This is a genomic window from Kutzneria sp. 744 (assembly GCF_000568255.1).
GTDB lineage: Bacteria > Actinomycetota > Actinomycetes > Mycobacteriales > Pseudonocardiaceae > Kutzneria.
Window position 1 is genome coordinate 5,035,279 of sequence record NZ_KK037166.1, and the last position, 16,476, is coordinate 5,051,754.

Annotated in this window: 14 protein-coding genes, 1 tRNA gene and 3 pseudogenes; 13 read left to right on the forward strand and 5 right to left on the reverse strand. The window is 69.6% G+C overall.

Annotation, left to right across the window (positions count from 1 at the left end; genetic code table 11):
- The first annotated feature begins 35 nt into the window (after nt 1–35).
- Complete coding sequence (locus KUTG_RS22450) at nt 36–788, forward strand: putative hydro-lyase (RefSeq protein ID WP_198047276.1); 753 nt, start codon at nt 36–38, stop codon at nt 786–788.
- A 51-nt stretch (nt 789–839) separates the two neighbouring features.
- Here KUTG_RS22450 and KUTG_RS22455 read toward each other — a convergent pair whose 3' ends face one another.
- Nucleotides 840–1,283: a LamG domain-containing protein gene (locus KUTG_RS22455; protein ID WP_198047277.1), complete on the reverse strand. Its 444-nt coding sequence runs from the start codon at nt 1,281–1,283 to the stop codon at nt 840–842.
- 23 nt (nt 1,284–1,306) lie between these two features.
- Between KUTG_RS22455 and KUTG_RS22460 the strand changes: the two genes are divergently transcribed.
- Together KUTG_RS22460 and KUTG_RS22465 are read left to right on the forward strand one after the other, a co-directional pair.
- Nucleotides 1,307–2,905, forward strand: coding sequence for an RHS repeat-associated core domain-containing protein (locus KUTG_RS22460; protein ID WP_043719319.1), 1,599 nt, complete (start codon nt 1,307–1,309; stop codon nt 2,903–2,905).
- A gap of 154 nt (nt 2,906–3,059) precedes the next feature.
- Nucleotides 3,060–3,413, forward strand: coding sequence for an Imm8 family immunity protein (locus tag KUTG_RS22465; RefSeq protein ID WP_084579667.1), 354 nt, complete (start codon nt 3,060–3,062; stop codon nt 3,411–3,413).
- 101 nt (nt 3,414–3,514) lie between these two features.
- On the opposite strand, the gene KUTG_RS22470 is transcribed toward KUTG_RS22465, so the two are convergent.
- Together KUTG_RS22470 and KUTG_RS22475 are read right to left on the reverse strand one after the other, a co-directional pair.
- Nucleotides 3,515–4,114 (reverse strand): TetR/AcrR family transcriptional regulator, encoded by a 600-nt coding sequence (locus KUTG_RS22470; RefSeq protein ID WP_043719323.1) that lies wholly within the window; start codon nt 4,112–4,114, stop codon nt 3,515–3,517.
- A gap of 92 nt (nt 4,115–4,206) precedes the next feature.
- Nucleotides 4,207–5,157, reverse strand: a complete 951-nt coding sequence (locus tag KUTG_RS22475) for an acyl-CoA desaturase (RefSeq protein WP_043719325.1) — start codon at nt 5,155–5,157, stop codon at nt 4,207–4,209.
- A gap of 213 nt (nt 5,158–5,370) precedes the next feature.
- Between KUTG_RS22475 and KUTG_RS22480 the strand changes: the two genes are divergently transcribed.
- The 10 genes and pseudogenes from KUTG_RS22480 (at nt 5,371) to KUTG_RS22525 (ending at nt 13,972) form a co-directional block, all read left to right on the forward strand.
- The gene (locus KUTG_RS22480) at nt 5,371–6,483 is read left to right on the forward strand and encodes an alpha/beta hydrolase family protein (RefSeq protein ID WP_063753742.1); all 1,113 of its coding nucleotides are present in this window, start codon (nt 5,371–5,373) and stop codon (nt 6,481–6,483) included.
- Nucleotides 6,484–6,516: 33 nt separating this feature from the next.
- Nucleotides 6,517–6,587: transfer RNA gene (locus KUTG_RS22485), tRNA-Gln, on the forward strand.
- Between the two features lie 74 nt (nt 6,588–6,661).
- Nucleotides 6,662–8,329 (forward strand): GGDEF domain-containing protein, encoded by a 1,668-nt coding sequence (locus tag KUTG_RS22490; protein ID WP_043719330.1) that lies wholly within the window; start codon nt 6,662–6,664, stop codon nt 8,327–8,329.
- A 42-nt stretch (nt 8,330–8,371) separates the two neighbouring features.
- Nucleotides 8,372–9,852 (forward strand): annotated as a pseudogene (glmU, locus tag KUTG_RS22495) (bifunctional UDP-N-acetylglucosamine diphosphorylase/glucosamine-1-phosphate N-acetyltransferase GlmU).
- A gap of 2 nt (nt 9,853–9,854) precedes the next feature.
- On the forward strand, nt 9,855–10,835 hold the full coding sequence (locus KUTG_RS22500; RefSeq protein WP_043730274.1) for a ribose-phosphate diphosphokinase: 981 nt from the start codon (nt 9,855–9,857) through the stop codon (nt 10,833–10,835).
- Between the two features lie 236 nt (nt 10,836–11,071).
- Entirely contained in the window at nt 11,072–11,671 is a 600-nt protein-coding gene (locus tag KUTG_RS22505; RefSeq protein WP_043719331.1) for a 50S ribosomal protein L25/general stress protein Ctc, read from the forward strand.
- A gap of 80 nt (nt 11,672–11,751) precedes the next feature.
- The gene (locus tag KUTG_RS22510) at nt 11,752–12,258 is read left to right on the forward strand and encodes a DivIVA domain-containing protein (protein WP_043719333.1); all 507 of its coding nucleotides are present in this window, start codon (nt 11,752–11,754) and stop codon (nt 12,256–12,258) included.
- A pseudogene (gene pth / locus KUTG_RS22515) lies at nt 12,248–12,815 on the forward strand (aminoacyl-tRNA hydrolase). Before KUTG_RS22510 ends, pth begins: the two are co-directional and overlap by 11 nt.
- Before the next feature lie 95 nt (nt 12,816–12,910).
- Complete coding sequence (locus KUTG_RS22520) at nt 12,911–13,159, forward strand: DivIVA domain-containing protein (RefSeq protein ID WP_043719334.1); 249 nt, start codon at nt 12,911–12,913, stop codon at nt 13,157–13,159.
- Between the two features lie 72 nt (nt 13,160–13,231).
- Nucleotides 13,232–13,972: a hypothetical protein gene (locus KUTG_RS22525; RefSeq protein WP_043719336.1), complete on the forward strand. Its 741-nt coding sequence runs from the start codon at nt 13,232–13,234 to the stop codon at nt 13,970–13,972.
- Between the two features lie 42 nt (nt 13,973–14,014).
- Here KUTG_RS22525 and KUTG_RS22530 read toward each other — a convergent pair whose 3' ends face one another.
- Together KUTG_RS22530 and KUTG_RS22535 are read right to left on the reverse strand one after the other, a co-directional pair.
- Nucleotides 14,015–15,667, reverse strand: a complete 1,653-nt coding sequence (locus KUTG_RS22530; RefSeq protein WP_043719339.1) for a fatty acyl-AMP ligase — start codon at nt 15,665–15,667, stop codon at nt 14,015–14,017.
- A 96-nt stretch (nt 15,668–15,763) separates the two neighbouring features.
- Nucleotides 15,764–16,476 (reverse strand): annotated as a pseudogene (locus tag KUTG_RS22535) (ATP-binding cassette domain-containing protein); the annotation flags it as partial.

Sequence of the window (16,476 nt, forward strand, 5' to 3'; positions counted from 1 at the left end):
TATATGCGCGCATACTACATCGCTACCCTGAATCCGTGACCGCTGCTGACGCCCGTGCGCGCTTCCGTTCCGGCCTCGTCACGCCCACCGCCGGCCTGGCCCCCGGCCACACCCAGGCCAACCTCATCGCCGTGCCCGTCGACTGGGCCTACGACGTGCTGCTCTTCGCCCAGCGCAACCCCAAGCCCTGCCCCGTCCTCGACGTCACCGACGCCGGCGTTCCCCGCACCGCCCTCGCCCCCGGCGCCGACCTCCGCACCGACCTGCCCTCCTACCGCGTCTGGGTCGACGGCTCCCTCCACACCGAATGCCCCGACGCCACCCCGTTCTGGCGTGACGACCTCGTCGCCGTGCTCATCGGCTGCAGCTTCACCTTCGAGTCGGCCTTGCTGGCCGCCAACATTCCCCTCCGCGGCACCAACGTCCCCATGTACATCACCAACCGCCCTTGCCGCCCCACCCCTCGCCTCCGCGGTCCGCTCGTCGTCTCCATGCGCCCCATCCCGTCGGAGCTCGTCCCCGCCGCCGTCGACGTGACCCGCCTGATGCCCGCCGTACACGGGGCACCGGTGCACGTCGGGGATCCCTCGGCGCTCGGCATCTCCGACCTCCAACACCCCGATTTCGGTGTCCCCGCCGACCTTCACCCCGGCGAGGTCCCCGTCTTCTGGGCCTGCGGCGTTACCCCGCAGGCCGCCGTCATGGCCTCCAAGCCCCCGTTCGCCATCACCCACGCACCCGGTCACATGTTCATCACCGACGCCCTCGACAGCGACTACCGGATCTGACACAGAAGGCCCCGGAGCCGAAGCTCCGGGGCCTTCTGTGCGATCAGGTGATCAGTTGATCCGCTGGTACAACGCCGAGACCTGCGTCGGCGTCAGGGCGTAGTTCCACGCCTGTGCGTCACTGATCTTGCCGGGCAAGAAGCCTGCGTCGGCATCCCTCCACCGCTGTCGCCCGATGGTCAGCGGCCCGGTGGCGGCGAACGACGACACATTGCGGACCAGGTTGATGAACTTCCCGTTCACATAGAGGCTCTCGGTCATCGCCACGGCGTCGTAAACACCCACCAGATGGGTCCAGGTGTTGGTGGCCGCCTGGTCGGGCGCGATCACGCACGGCAGGGTGGCGGTCGGTGTGTCCGTCGGCGACACCGCGAAATTCCAGCACTTCGAGGCCGGGTTGTAGAACAGGAAGAACGCACTGCTGTGCTGACCGTCCTCGGCCAACACGGTCGCGTTGGTGCCCGGCAACGAGCTCGGGTTCACCCATGCGGACACCGTGAAGCTGCGACTGGTGTCCAGTGCCGGGCCGTCCGGCGGCGTGGCCGGACACCCCGCCCACCGTCGCCGTGCGGACCACCCTCAACACCAATCCCCAGATCCTCGTGCCCGACCGACAGGGCACCGACCAGCTCACCATCGACGCCGGCAGCGACACCGTCACCCGTCGGCAGTTCACCCCCTTCGGCGGCACCCGCGGCACCCCGCCCGCCGCGTGGCCCGGCGACAAGGGCTACGTCGGCGGCACCCCCGACCCCACCACCCAGCTCGTCAACCTCGGGGCCCGGGAGTACAACCCCGCCAACGGCCGCTTCCTCTCCGCCGACCCGGTGTTCGAGGACAACAGTCCCAGCCAGATGAACGGGTACGACTACGCCGGCAACGACCCCGTCACCGGCAGCGACCCGTCCGGCCTGTTCTGCGACGGTTGTGAATACGGCGGCAGCGGCGACAACCACGGGCCCGGCTGCTCCGTCTCCAACCCGGCCTGCGGCAACACCGCGCCAACGACCCACTACTGCGACGGCTGCGACTCTGGAGACGTCTCCAACCCCGGTCTCGCCGACCTCGGCCGCTTCCTCAGCGGCCAGAACAAGGACACCAACAAGCAGCCTTACTTCGCCGGCCGTCGGATACCAACCTTCGACGCCCTCAAGAAGCAGATGCTCAACGGTGTCACCTACAAGGACGGCGAGTACGGGCGGGCCATCCAGGACTGGGCCAACGCCCAGTGCTCCAGCGGGATCAACGAGGCCAACTCCGACTTCTGCGGCGCCGCTCAGAAGTCCGGCCTGCTCTACGTGCCCAGCTGGAAGGAGACCCTGACCCTGCTGCTCGGCCTCGCCCTCTCCGCCGTCGTCGGCCCCCTCGCCGAGGCACTGGTCGGTGCGGCCGCCGCCGCGATCGGAGGCGTCGCGGCCGAGGCCGAGGAGGGCCTGGCCATCGCCGCCACGGAATCGGAGGCCGCGGAGACCGGCGAGGCCTTCGAGGAGAGCCTCGACGGCTGCAACAGCTTCGCCGCCGGCACCGGCGTGCTCATGGCCGACGGCACCACGAAACCCATCCAAGACGTCAAGGTCGGCGACAAGATCACCAACGCCGATCCCGAAAGCACTGCATCTCAGCAGCACACGGTGACCGCCCTCCATGTGACCGACACCGACCGGGACTTCACCAGCCTGTCAGTGGCAACGCCCAACGGTCCGAAGACCATCACCGTCACCGCCCATCACCTGTTCTGGGACAGGACCAAGCACATCTGGACTGCCGCCGTCAGTCTCAAGCGAGGCGACCAGCTGGAGACCGGCGGCAGCGTCACCGCTACCGTTTTGTCAAGCTGGGAGTTCAGTTCAAGCATCACGACCTACAATTTACCGTCGACGGCTTGCACGCGTACGATGTCGAGGCGGGCACCACGCCATTGCTGGTGCACAACGACGAAGAAGCGTGCATCATCTCGCCTGAGCGAGAAATGCAGATGGCAGGCATGCTCAGAGACGCCGCCAACGAAAAGGGGTTTTCAGGCATTGGATCCGGCACCCAGGCCGAAGCGGATGCGATGGGCAAGGCCTGGGTGGGTCCCAACTACACAGTTGCCAGCGATGGAAGGACCCTGGTGAGTTCCAACGCCCTACGTCAGTACCGCCCACCATCATTCAAGCCCAACCGCCCCGCCCGGTTCGGCGGCCCGGGATACCAGGCAAACTTCGAATGGCACAATATCCCTTCCAACGAGTGGCAAGCTGACGCTCACCTCGACATTACGGACGCGCGATGAAGGCACAGGTACGAAGGTTCATCAGCCCAGATGTGGAGCTCGATTCCTACAACCCTGCAGATCCGGACAATTTTTCGTTCCTGCTGCAAGCGATCGTCGGCCCGAACGACGGCCCGGGTGAGGAGTCGGTTCAGTTCATCGTTTGCACTCCCGAAGCATTGAAAGACAAGGTCGCTCGCGAGGGCGTAGTCTTGGGGCGGCCGCTCGTTATCGTAGACTCACCTCAGGTGTCCCGTATATTGATCGCCATCAAGTCTGCAATCGAACGCACTGAAGGCAGCACTTGGCAAGAAGTGGGCGGACGTCTATCCCGCTTGGGTAGGTACGAGTTCGAGGACTTTGTCGGCTGAAATGCCCTTTCCGGCCCCAGTTATCGCCTGCGACATGTAAGGCGCGCCCAGTTCACGGCCGTTACTCCAACGCACTACTGGAGTAACGGCTGTCGGCTTGACTACCGAGACCGCAACCGGGGCTTGCCTTCCAGGTGGGACAGGCCGTTCCACGCCAGGTTGACCAGGTGGGCGGCGACCTCGTCCTTCTTGGGCTTGCGGACCTCCAGCCACCACTGGCCGGTCAGGGCGACCATGCCGACCAGGGCCTGGGCGTAGAGGCCGGCGAGCTTGGGGTCGTAGCCGCGGGCGTCGAAGTGCAGGCCCAGGATGTGCTCGACCTGGGAGGCGATGTCGTTCAAGAGGCTGGAGAAGGTGCCGGTGGCGCTGGCGACGGGGGAGTCGCGGACCAGGATGCGGAAGCCGTCGCTGGAGCCCTCGATGTAGTTGAGGAGGGCTCGGGCGGCGCGCTCGAGGAGCTCGCGGGGGTGGCCGTCGCCGTCGCCGAGGACGGCGACGACGGAGTCGAGCAGGTACTGCATCTCCCGGTCGACGACGACGGCGTAGACGCCTTCCTTGCCGCCGAAGTGCTCGTACACGACGGGCTTGGACACGCCGGCACGGTGGGCGATCTCCTCGATGGAGGTGCCGTCGAAGCCCTTCTCGGCGAAGAGCTCGCGGGCCACGTCGAGCAGCTGCTGCCGGCGCTCTTTGCCGGTCATCCGCACACGGGTCACAGGGGCGACGCCGTTCGCGTCGCCCCTGCTGTCACGTGTCCTGCGGCGGGCGGCCATGGCCAGCCACGATATGTCACCTAGTCGGCAGCGCTGATCCTGGCCAGGCGCTGGGGGCTCGGCCACCGCACGTTCCAGGCCCAGCCGAGCTTCTCGAACAGCCAGATGGTGCGGGCGGAGATGTCGATCTGACCGCGCTGCACGCCGTGGCGGGCGGAGGTGGGGTCGGCGTGGTGCAGGTTGTGCCACGACTCGCCGAAGGACAGGATCGCCAGCGGCCAGAAGTTGGCGGACTTGTCGCGGGCGGCGAAGGGCCGCTCGCCGATCATGTGGCAGATGGAGTTGACCGACCACGTCACGTGGTGCAGCACGGCCACCCGGACCAGGCCGGCCCAGAAGAAGGCGGTCAGCGCGCCCCACCAGGACCAGCTGATGAGGCCGCCGAGCGCGGCCGGCGCGAGCAGGCTGACGACGGTCCACACGGGGAACAGCTTGTCGACCCGCTGGAGGTCGTCGTCGGCGACGAGGTCGGGGGCGAAACGGTCACGGTTGGTGAGGTCGCGCTCGTAGAGCCAGCCCATGTGCGCGTGCCAGAAGCCGCGGGCCAGGGCGATCGGGCCGGTGCCGAACAGCCACGGCGAGTGCGGGTCGCCCTCACGGTCGGAGAAGGCGTGGTGGCGCCGGTGGTCGGCGACCCACTTGATCACGGAGCCCTGCAGCGACATGCTGCCGGCGATGGCCAGCCCGACGCGCAGGCCGCGCTTGGCCTTGAAGGAGCCGTGCGTGAAGTAGCGGTGGTAACCCACCGTGACGCCCATGCCGCTGATGCAGAAGAACACCGCGGCGAGCGCGATGTCGATCCACGTCAGACCCCAGCCCCAGGCCAGGGGAACGGCGGCGACCAACGCGACGAATGGCACGATGGTGAAGATGTAGATGAGGGCCTGTTCGAGTCCGCCACTCTGGCCTTCGAACATCGGCTTCGGCCCCCCGCCGGCCGTTTCCCTTGGCTTCTCCAGGGCTGTGGTCATACCGTGACACCTCGCGGTCAGATTAATTTGGTTGACTTAGGCGAACCTCGCCTACGGCACCGTAACTTACGCAAGCGTAGGTTGTGTCGGCCGGGAATACCAGCCCGCACATGGACGTTGTAGGCATCTTCACAGGATCGACAGGCGGTTGACTTCTCCGTGTCCACGCAAGGTGTTCGCCGCCACAGGGCCCTCCGGATCACCCTCGTCACCGTGCCGATCGTGCTGGTCGTCGCCGTGCTCGCGCTAGCGGGGATCGGCTGGTTCTACAGCGGCCAGCTGCTCGATCCGGCGCAGGCGCGACCCGGCTATCCGGATGTGTCACTCGGCCCAACGTCCGTGAACGGTGTGAGTTCCGTCGCACTGCAAAAAGCGAGCGACACCACAGACGCCGGGCAGTGGGCGTTGCTCTGGGACGGCGGCTACGCCCAGGTCGGCGAGGTGCTCAGCGACCGTGACAACAAGGTTGAGCGCCGCCTCCTCAAGGGTCAGGCGCCGCCGGCCGGCACGCATGTCCGGCTCAACCCGCAGATGTGGCCGGGCGACCCGAAATCCGCACTGGGCCAGGACTTCAGCACCGTCGACGTCCCCACGGAACTGGGGCCGATGCCGGCCTGGCTGGTCCCCGGCAACGACACCTGGGTGATCGCCGTCCACGGCCGCGGCGGCACCCGTGAGGAGACGCTGCGGGCCATCCCGCCGTTGCACAAGCTGGGCCTGACCGTGCTGTCCGTCACGTATCGCAACGACGCCGGCGCGCCCCCGTCCCCCGACGGCTTCTTCCACCTGGGCGATTCCGAGTGGCGGGACGTGGAGTCGGCCATGAAGTACGGCTCGGCCCACGGCGCCAAGCGCTTCGTGCTCTACGGCTGGTCGATGGGCGGCGCGATCGTCGAGCAGCTGATGACGCAGTCGCCGCTGGCCGGCGAGGTCGACTCCGTCGTGCTGGACGCGCCCGCCGTGAGCTGGGGAAAGACGCTGGTGCTGCAGGCGCAGGACCGCGGCCTGCCGCTGACCGGCCTGCTGACGTGGGACGCGGAACTGGTGTCGGGCTGGCGCAGCGGCATCGACTTCGGCCGGATGGAGCTGATCGACTCGCCGCCCGCGCACAAGCCGCCGACGCTGCTGTTCCACGGCTCGCTGGACACCACCGTTCCTGTGCAGGCCTCACGCGACCTGGCCGCCGCCGCGGGCGGCCTCGGCTGGCCCATCACGTACGTCGAAGTGCCCAAGGCGGAGCACACCGCGGCCTGGAACGTGGACCCGGACGGCTACGAGCGTCATCTCAGGGACTTCTTGGGTGGTCGCCCTGACCTGACGAGGTGAGACATGACAACATGGAGGCAAGCACTGCCCCGGTCCGCTGTGGTGTAACGGCAGCACCTTGGATTTTGGTTCCAATGGTTCAGGTTCGAATCCTGGCAGCGGAGCAACCGAGAAGGAGTCGAAGCTGCACGAGGACACGGTCGCACAGCACGAGGACAGCGCCCCGGCGCTGGCCGAGATGTCGGACGCCTGGTTGGTCGGGCGCGCCCGCGAGCTGGCGATGTCCTCGGGCGGCGACGTCGAGGGCACCTCGGACACGGCGGTGGCCGAGGCCGACCGCCTGCTGGCCGAGGCGCAGCGCCGCGGCGAGCCGCGCATGGTCGCCCAGGTCCTGCGGACCAGCTGCCTGGTGCGGTTGTCCGGGGCGCACTCGCCCAACGAGACCGATCCCCTGCTCGACGAGATGATCGCGCACACCCGCCGGCACGGCCTGACCGTGATGGAGGCGGGGGCGCACGCCCTGCGCGGACGTCGGTTCTTCCTCGGCGGTTACGAGGACGAGGCGCTCACCTCGGCCGCCCGCGCGCTGGCCATCCTGGACGAGGACCTCACCCCGGACACCCTGATCGGCGTCCGGTCGTGGACCCGCCTGCTGTCAGGCGTGCTGGTCGACATCGGCCAGCTGCTGAGCCAGCTGGGCGTGTACGAGATCGCGGCCGGTGTGTTCAACCGGGCCGGCACGGCCATCCGCGGCGACGGCGGACCGTACGAGATCGCCGAGCACATGATCAACCAGACCCGTCTGCTGCTGGGCTGGGGCCTGCGGCTGGAGCGGGTCGGCCAGTACGACAAGGCGGCGGAGAAGTTCCTCACGGCCTCGGCCATCGCCGCCGCGGCCGAGGTGCCCTGGCGCAACTCGCAGCCGACCCGGCTGTCCGAGGCCCCGGCGGCCGACCAGCTGCCCGTGGTCGGGGCCGCGCACGCGCTGGCCCGGCCCGGCGCCGAGCACATCGACCGGCTGCAGGCGCTGACCGACCGGGCGGCCTCGCCCCGTGAACTGATCATGGTGTCCATCGCCTTCGCCCGCTGCCTCGAACGCGAGGACCGCTTCTCCGAGGCGATCCACGTGCTGGCCAACGCGGCCGACCGGCTGCTCAACGACACCACCGAGAACACGCTGCGGCTGTGCCTGATGCGGGAGTTCGCCCGCCTGTCGGGCTCGGAGCAGACCGAGATCGGCGCCAACGCCCTTGAGCAGTACGCCACCGAGCTCGAGCACGAGATGTGGCAGATGGGCGAGTCCAAGGTCACCAGCCTGCAGACCCGCCGCGAGCACGAGCGCCTGTCCCGTGAGCACGGCGCGATCTCGCAGCAGGCACTCCAGGACCCGCTGACCGGCCTGCCCAACCGCCGCGCCCTCGACGACCGCCTGGAGGCCCTGGTCGCCCAGCCCGGCGAGCAGCCGCTGGCCGTCGCCCTGGTCGACCTGGACGGCTTCAAGGGCGTGAATGACCGCGCCTCGCACGCCGAGGGCGACGACGTGCTGCGGGTGGTCGCCAGCACGCTGCGCAGCGCCGTCCGCGGCGACGACATGGTGGCCCGCTACGGCGGCGACGAGTTCGTGGTGCTGCTGCCCGGGGCCCCGCTGAGCGCGGCCGAGGCGGCGCTGGGCCGGGCCGTGGACGCCGTGGCCCGGCTGCCCATGGACCTGTCCCGCGGTGTGACGCTGTCCATCGGCGTCATCTCGCTGCGTCCGCAGGAGAGCGCCGCGCAGGCGCTGGCCCGGGCCGACGCCGCGATGTATCTGGCCAAGCGCGGCGGCGGCAACGGTGTCGCGGCCGTGGCCGGGGACACTGTGAGTGAGGCCAACAGCCGCTCGGCCGTGGCAGTGGAGGGCGCACCGTAGGATCGTCGTCATCCAAGGCGTCGACTCCTAGGGAGCAGGTCCATGCCTCAGGGCGGACAGGTCAGCACCATCGTGCTCGCGGCGGGTGAGGGAACCCGGATGCGCTCGGCGACACCGAAGGTGCTGCACCGGATCGCCGGCCGCGCACTCGTCGAACACCCGTGCGGGCCGCTGTAGGCGTGGATCCCGACCACCTCGTCGTGGTCGTCGGGCACGGCCGTCAGGCCGTCGCCGAGCACCTGGACGCGTTGTCCGGCGACATCGACCGCAAGATCACTGTTGCGGTGCAGGAGGAACAGCGCGGCACCGGGCACGCCGTGGGCTGCGCGCTGGCCGCCCTGCCCGAGGTGGAGACCGGCACCACCGTCGTCACCTACGGCGACGTGCCGCTGCTGGACGGCGACACGCTGGCCCAGCTGCTGGCCGAGCACCACTCGGCCGGCAACGCGGTGACGGTGCTCACCGCCGTCGTGCCCGAGCCGCACGGCTACGGCCGCATCGTGCGCGACGCCGACGGCCAGGTGGTCTCGATCGTCGAGCAGAAGGACGCCACGCCCGAGCAGGCGGCCATCACCGAGATCAACTCCGGCATCTACGTCTTCGACACCGCGGTGCTGCGGGACGGGCTGTCCCGGCTGACCACCGACAACGCGCAGGGCGAGCAGTACCTGACCGACGTGCTGGCCATCGCCCGCGGCGACGGCCGGCCGGTCGGGGCCCTGATCTGCGCCGACGAGTGGCTGGTCGAGGGGGTCAACGACCGGGTGCAGCTGGCCCGGCTGGGCGCCGAGTTCAACCGGCGGCTGGTCGAGAACTGGATGCGAGCCGGCGTCACGATGATCGACCCGTCCAGCGTCTGGCTGGACGCCGACGTCGCGCTGGCCCGCGACGTGCTCATCGAGCCCAACGTGCAGCTGCGGGCCGGCACCGCGGTGTACGAGGGCGCGGTCATCGGCCCGGACACCACGCTGAGCAACTGCGTGGTCGGCCCGGGGGCCAAGGTCATCCGCACGCACGGCACGGACTCCGAGATCGGCGAGCGGGCCAGCGTGGGCCCCTTCGCGTACCTGCGGCCGGGTGCCAAGCTGGGCACCGCCGGCAAGATCGGCACGTTCGTCGAGGTGAAGAACTCCGAGATCGGCGACGGCAGCAAGGTGCCGCACCTGACCTACGTGGGCGACGCCACCATCGGCGAGCAGAGCAACATCGGCGCCGCGTCCGTCTTCGTCAACTACGACGGCGTGCGCAAGCACCGGACCGTGATCGGTTCGCACGCGCGCACCGGATCGGACACCATGTTCATCGCCCCCGTGACCGTCGGGGACGGCGCGTACACCGCGGCCGGCTCGGTCATCACCCGCGACGTGCCGCCCGGCGCGCTCGCGGTGGCACGGGCGCAGCAGCGCAACGTCGAGGGCTGGGTCACCCGACGTCGCGAAGGCACCCCGGCGGCCGAGGCCGCCACCTTGGCACTCGCCGCCCAGCAGGACGGTGACGAGACACCCGACCCGAAGGAGCAGTGACCGTGGCCTCCATCTCCGGAACTCCGAAGAAGAGCCTGATGCTCTTCAGCGGCCGCGCCTACCCGGAGCTCGCCGAGGAGGTCGCGAAGTACCTCGACGTCTCGGTCGTGCCGCAGTCGGCGTACGAGTTCGCGAACGGCGAGATCTTCGTCCGGTTCGAGGAGTCGGTGCGAGGCTGCGACGCCTTCGTCGTGCAGAGCCACAGCGCGCCAATCAACCAGTGGGTGATGGAGCAGCTGATCATGGTGGACGCCCTGAAGCGGGCCAGCGCCAAGCGCATCACCGTGATCATGCCGTTCTATCCGTACGCGCGGCAGGACAAGAAGCACCGCGGTCGCGAGCCGATCTCGGCCCGGCTGATCGCCGACCTGTTCAAGACCGCGGGCGCCGACCGGATCATGACCGTGGACCTGCACACCGCGCAGATCCAGGGCTTCTTCGACGGGCCGGTCGACCACCTGTGGGCGATGGCCCTGCTGGCCGAGCACGTGCGCACCAAGTACGGCAGCGAGCCGCTGACCGTCGTCTCCCCCGACTCCGGCCGCACCAAGCTGGCGGAGAAGTGGGCCGACATGCTCGACGGCTGCCCGATCGCCTTCATCCACAAGACGCGTGACCCGCTCAAGCCCAACGAGGTGGTGGCCAACCGCGTCGTCGGCGAGGTGCGCGACCGGATGTGCGTGGTCATCGACGACATGGTGGACACCGGCGGCACCATCGTGAAGGCCGTGGAGCAGCTGGTCGACGCCGGTGCCACGGGTGTGATCGTGGCCGCGACGCACGGCGTGCTGTCCGGGCCCGCGGTGGAGCGGCTGCAGAACAGCAGCGCCCGCGAGATCGTGCTGACCAACACGCTGCCGATCCCGCAGGAGAAGCAGTTCGACAAGCTGACCGTGCTGTCCATCGCCCCGCTGCTGGCGCAGGCGATTCAGCAGGTGTTCGAGGACGGCTCGGTGACGAGTCTCTTCGACGGCAACGCGTGACATGCCGCGCGTTCCGCGCCGAGCGGGCACGCGCGGCATGAACACGGGGGCCGATTCGCTTTGGTCGAATCGGCCCCCTACACTGTCTTGGTTGCCTCGGCGAGGGTACGTCCTCGTGGCTCCGTGATCGACGCGGCGGCTTGGTTGCCGCGCGCTGTTCATGGTCCCGCGCCGCTCCCCGTCGCCGCAGGCCGCTTCCCCACCCCGATCCTGAGAGCTACAAGGAGTACCCCACCGTGTCCGAGGTACGTCTCGCCGCCGAGTCGCGCACCGAGTTCGGCAAGGGCGCGGCCCGCCGCACCCGTCGTTCCGGCAAGATCCCCGCGGTGCTCTACGGCCACGGTTCCGACCCGAAGCACCTGGCCCTGCCGGCGCTGGAGTTCGCCCGTGTGGTCCGTGAGCACGGCACCAACGCCGTCCTGTCGCTCGAGGTCAACGGCGGCAGCGAGCTGGCCCTGACCAAGACGGTCACCACGCACCCGATCAAGAACTACATCGAGCACGTCGACCTGCTGCTGGTGCAGCGCGGTGAGAAGATCACCATCGACGTCCCGGTCGTGCTGGTCGGCGACGCCGCCCCGGCCACCCTGGTCACCCAGGAGCTCTCCACCATCCAGGTCGAGGCCGACGCCCTGAACCTGCCCGAGCACGTCGAGGTGCCGATCGCGGGTGTGCAGGCCGGCACCCGGATCAACGCCTCCGACATCGTGCTGCCCGCCGGCACGTCGCTGATCACCGACGCCGACGCGCTCGTCGCCGCCGTCAACGCCGCGCCGACCGCCGCCCAGCTGGACGGCGCCGAGGCCGAGGCCGAGCCGGCCGCCGACGAGAGCTGAGCCTCATCACGGCAGAGCACCGCGACGGCGCCCAGCCCCCTAACCACGGGGGCCGGGAGCCGTTCCCGCGTTCCGGCCCCATGCCGCCGCCCACCCTCACGCCCGCCGACGTGCGGACCGTGCGGTTCGAGCGGGGGCCCGGCTACGACGTGGACGAGGTGGACGCGTTCCTGGCCCAGGTCGCGCAGGCGCTGACCGGCCGGGGCACGCTCACCGCCGAGCAGGTCGAAGAGGTGGTTTTCGCCTCACGCAAGCACGGCTACCGCCCTCGGGACGTCGACGCGTTCCTGGAGCGGGTGCGGCGGCAGCTGAGCACGGGCCGGGTGGCCGGGACGCGGCTGCGGACCGGCGGCGACCTGCTGGCCGTGCGGCTGCCGAAGGCCTCGCACGGCTACGATCCGGGCGAGGTGGAGGCGTTCCTGGTGCGGGCCGCCGCGACCCTGGACGGCAAGGCCGCGATGACCGCGGGCGAGGTGTTCCACACCCGGTTCACCGGGACCACCGGGCTGCGCCGGGGGTACCGGGTGGCCGCCGTCGACGCCCTGTTGGACGAGTTGGAGCAGGAGTTGCGCTCGCGTGGACGCTAGCGAGGTCGTTCTTGTCGTCGGGCTGGGCAATCCCGGTCCGCAGTACGCCGGCAACCGGCACAACATCGGTTTCCTCGTCGCCGACGAGCTCGCCGCCCGCGTCGGCGGCCGGTTCAAGGCCCATAAGAGCGGCGCCGAGGTCGTCGAGGGGCGGCTGTCCGGTCGCCGGGTCGTGCTGGCCAAGCCCCGCTCGTTCATGAACCTCTCCGGCGGCCCCACCGTGGCCGCCGCGCGCTTCTACAAGGTCGCCCCGGCCGAGTCGTCGTCGTGCACGACGAGCTCGACCTGCCCTTCGCCACCCTGCGCCTCAAGCTTGGCGGGACAACGGCCACAACGGGCTGCGCTCCATCACCAAGTCGCTCGGCACCAAGGACTACCACCGGGTCCGCTTCGGCATCGACCGCCCGTCGGGCCGCCAGGACCCCGCCGACTACGTGCTCAAGGACTTCTCCACTCCTCAGCGCAAGGAACTGCCCTTCGCCGTCGACCGCTGCGCCGACGCCGTCGAGGCCCTCATCGGCAAGGGCCTGGAAGCCGCCCAGAACGCCTTCCACTGATCAGTGCTTTCTCCGCGCGTTCCGCGCGGGGTTCGGCCGCCAACCCGCCGGTGATCGACAGGCGCATTGACCGGGCCCTGGGTAGCGTCCCCGCCATGAGCCCCGACGACGTCCGCGACGTCACGTTCAGCCTGGCTTTGATCAGCAAGAACGCCTACGACGAGGCCGAGGTCGACGCCTTCCTCGACCGCATCGAGGCCACCCTGCGCGGTGAGGACACCCTCACCGCCGCCGATGTCCGCTCGGTCGCCTTTACCCACACCGGCCTCGGCCGGCGCGGGTACACGAAGGAGGAAGTGGACGAGTTCCTCGACCAGGTCGCCAAGACGCTGGAAAGCCGCTAACACCACCGCTTTCCCCCTGCTATACACGGTTCAGATGTAGTTCTGGATCTACGCACAGCAGGGGGAAAGCCAATGGCTCGGGGCACATCCAGGTTTCTGTCACGAGCGGCCGGCATCACGCTGGCCGCCGGCATGATCGCCGCCGGACTCGCGGCGCCGGCGCTGGCCGACCCGACCGCGCCGGGCCAGCCGACCAGCCCGGCGGTCGATCAGCATTCCTGCGGCGCGCAGCCGCTTCTGGTCGGCTTGAACAGCGCGGGCAGTCTCTCGGTGGTGCCGGACGGTGCCGACCAGGTGACCACGGAGTTCGACTGGTGGCCGGTCGACCGGTCCGATCAGCGCGGCACGGCGCAGACCTCGGGCGTCGGTGGCACGGTGGCCGCAGTGACCGTTGGCAACACCGGTCTGAGCGACGGCACCACGTACGCATGGCAGGCGCGGTCCTCCGACGGGGCAGAAACCGGCCCGTGGAGCGATGTCTGCGAGTTCACCACGGACTTCACCGCGCCGGGCAAACCGGCGGTGTCCTCGCCCGACTACCCGCCGACCGGCGGGACCGGCCGCATCGGCAAGCCTGGCCGCTTCACCTTCTCCGCCAACGGTTCCACCGATGTCGTCGGCTTCCGGTACGGCCCGAACCGGCCGGGAGCCTTCGTGCCGGCGAGCGACGGCGCCGTGACGGTCTGGATCACCCCGACGACGTTCGGCATCGACCAGGTGGTGGTGACCAGCGTGGACGCCGCCGGCAACATCTCCGGCGTGACGACTTACCGCTACTACGTCCCCGAAGACGGCGTGACATCCGCGAAATGAGCTGACCGGGCGCGGGGCTCTGCGGCCCCGCACCCGAGTTGCTCAGTCCTTGGCCAGCATCTTGGCGACCTGCTCGCCGGCGGCGGCGCGGCGGAGCTTGCCCGAGGGGGTCTTGGGCAGGTTGCCGGGCGGCAGCACGATGACGGCGTAGGGGCGCACCCCGGCGGCGTCGACGACCTTGGCGGCGACCTCGTCCTTGATCACCTTGACGGCCTCGGGATCGGTGGCGCGGTTGGATTCCAGGGCGACGGCGAAGCGTTCGCGGCGGGTGCCGGCGTCGAGGCGGACGGCCACGGCGTTGCCGGCGCGGACGCCGTCGACGGAGGTGGCGGCGCGCTCGATGTCGGTGGGATAGATGTTGCGGCCGCCCATGATGATGACGTCCTTGCGGCGGCCACAGACCACGACCTGGCCGTCGATGAGGTAGCCCTCGTCGCCGGTGTCGAGCCAGCCGTGTTCGTCCTGTGTGGACACCGGGCCGTTGACGGTGAGATAGCCGGGGGTGACGGCCTCGCCGCGCAGCATGATCAGGCCGACCTCGCGGTCGCCACGGGCGTCGCCGTTCTCGTCGACAATCTTAATTTCCAAGCCGGGCAAGGGATGTCCGAGCAGCGGGAAGGCGCGGGTCTTGCCTTCGGTCGCGGGGACGGCGCGCTTGCCGGCCTCCAGCTCGTCGGCGTCGATGGTGTCGATGGTGATGCCGTCACCGGGGGCCGCGAAGGCGACGCCGAGCGTGGTCTCGGCCATTCCGTAGGCGCAGAGCACACATCCGGGGTTCATGCCGAAGCGCGCGCCGGCGTCGGTGAACGACTTCACCGCGGCGGCGTCGATGGGTTCCGCGCCGTTCAGGGCGATCCGCAGCCGCGACAGGTCGTACTTGCCCTCTTCGTCCACAGAGGACAGTCGACGGCCGGCGATGGCGTAGGCGAAGTTGGGCGCGGCGGTGACGGTGCCGCGGTACCGGCTGATCAGGTCGAACCACAGCAGCGGGCCGCCGAGGAACTCCACGGGGCTGACCTTCACCAGCTCGATGCCGAAGGTCATCGGCAGCGTCAGGAAGCCGACCATGCCCATGTCGTGGAACAGCGGCAGCCACGACACCATGGTGTCGACCTCGAAGTCGAACTTGGACGCCGTGATCATCGCCGTCATGTTCGCCATCAGGTTCCGGTGCGTGATCCGCACCGCCTTGGGGTCAGCCGTCGAGCCGCTGGTCAGCTGGAGCAGCGCGGTGGCGTCCTCGTCGACGGGCACGGGCTCGGTCAGCGCCTCGCCGGCCAGGTCGGTCAGCTTGCGGTAGGTGATCCCGTGCTCGTCCAGCACGCCGGACAGCGCGTCGAAGGGGCTGCCCAGCAGGACGAGGCCCGCCTCGATCATGCCGAGGACCTTCAGGGTGTCCTGGGCCCATTCGCCGAGGTCGGTGCGCGGGGTCGGCTGGTGCAGCATGGTCACGCTGCCACCGGCCAGCCACACCGCCTGCACGGCCGGCGCGATCACCGCCGGATCGGCGGCCAGCACGGCGACCGCGGTGCCCGGGCGCAGGCCGCCCGCCACCAGGCCGCCGGCCAGCTCGGTCGCGGTCACGTGCACCTCGGCCCACGTCCGGCGCAGCGGCTCGTGCGGCTCGCCGGTGATGAACCCCTTGCCACGACCACCGGTCCCGGTGGCGCGCAACGTATCGACGAACTTGCTCATAACTCGGAGCCTATGCGGTCGAGGCCGCTTTCATGCAGGGAAGGACTCCTTACCCTCGGTCAACGCAGGTAAGGTGTCCTTCCCTGCATCGGAGGGTCACTCGGCGGCGTCGGCCGCGAGCATCCACTGCTCCTCGACCTCGTCCTTCTCGGCCAGCACGGCCCGCAGCTCGGCGTCCAGCGACAGCAGCCGGTCCGGATCGGTCGCCGCCTCGGCCAGCTTGGCGTGCAGCTCCCCCTCCTTCTTGGTCAGCGTGTCCAGCCGCCGCTCCAGCCGTGACAGCTCCTTGCGGGCGGCCCGCTGCTCGGCGGCGTCGCTCACCTTCGGCGCGGCGGCGACGGCCTGCGTGGCGGCGGCGGCCGCCAGCTGCTGGTCACGGCGGCGCAGGTACTCCTCGATGCCGCCGGTCAGGTCGCTGATGCCGCCCTCGCCGAACAGCGCCACTACCTGGTCGCAGACGCGTTCGATCAGGTACCGGTCGTGCGAGACCACGACCATCGTGCCCGGCCACGAGTCGAGCAGGTCCTCCAGCTGCTGCAACGTGTCGATGTCAAGGTCGTTGGTCGGCTCGTCGAGCAACAGCACGTTGGGCTCGGCCATCAGCAGCCGGGCCAGCTGCAGCCGCCGCCGCTCGCCACCGGACAGGTCCGACACCGGCGTCCACTGCTTGACCTTGGTGAAGCCGAACTTCTCCGCCAGCTGCGAGGCGCTCAGCTCCACCTTGCCCAGCACCACCCGCCGGGCGACCTCCTCGACCGCCTCCAGCACCCGCAGCAACGCCCGGCAGGTCGATCAGCTCCTGGGTCAGG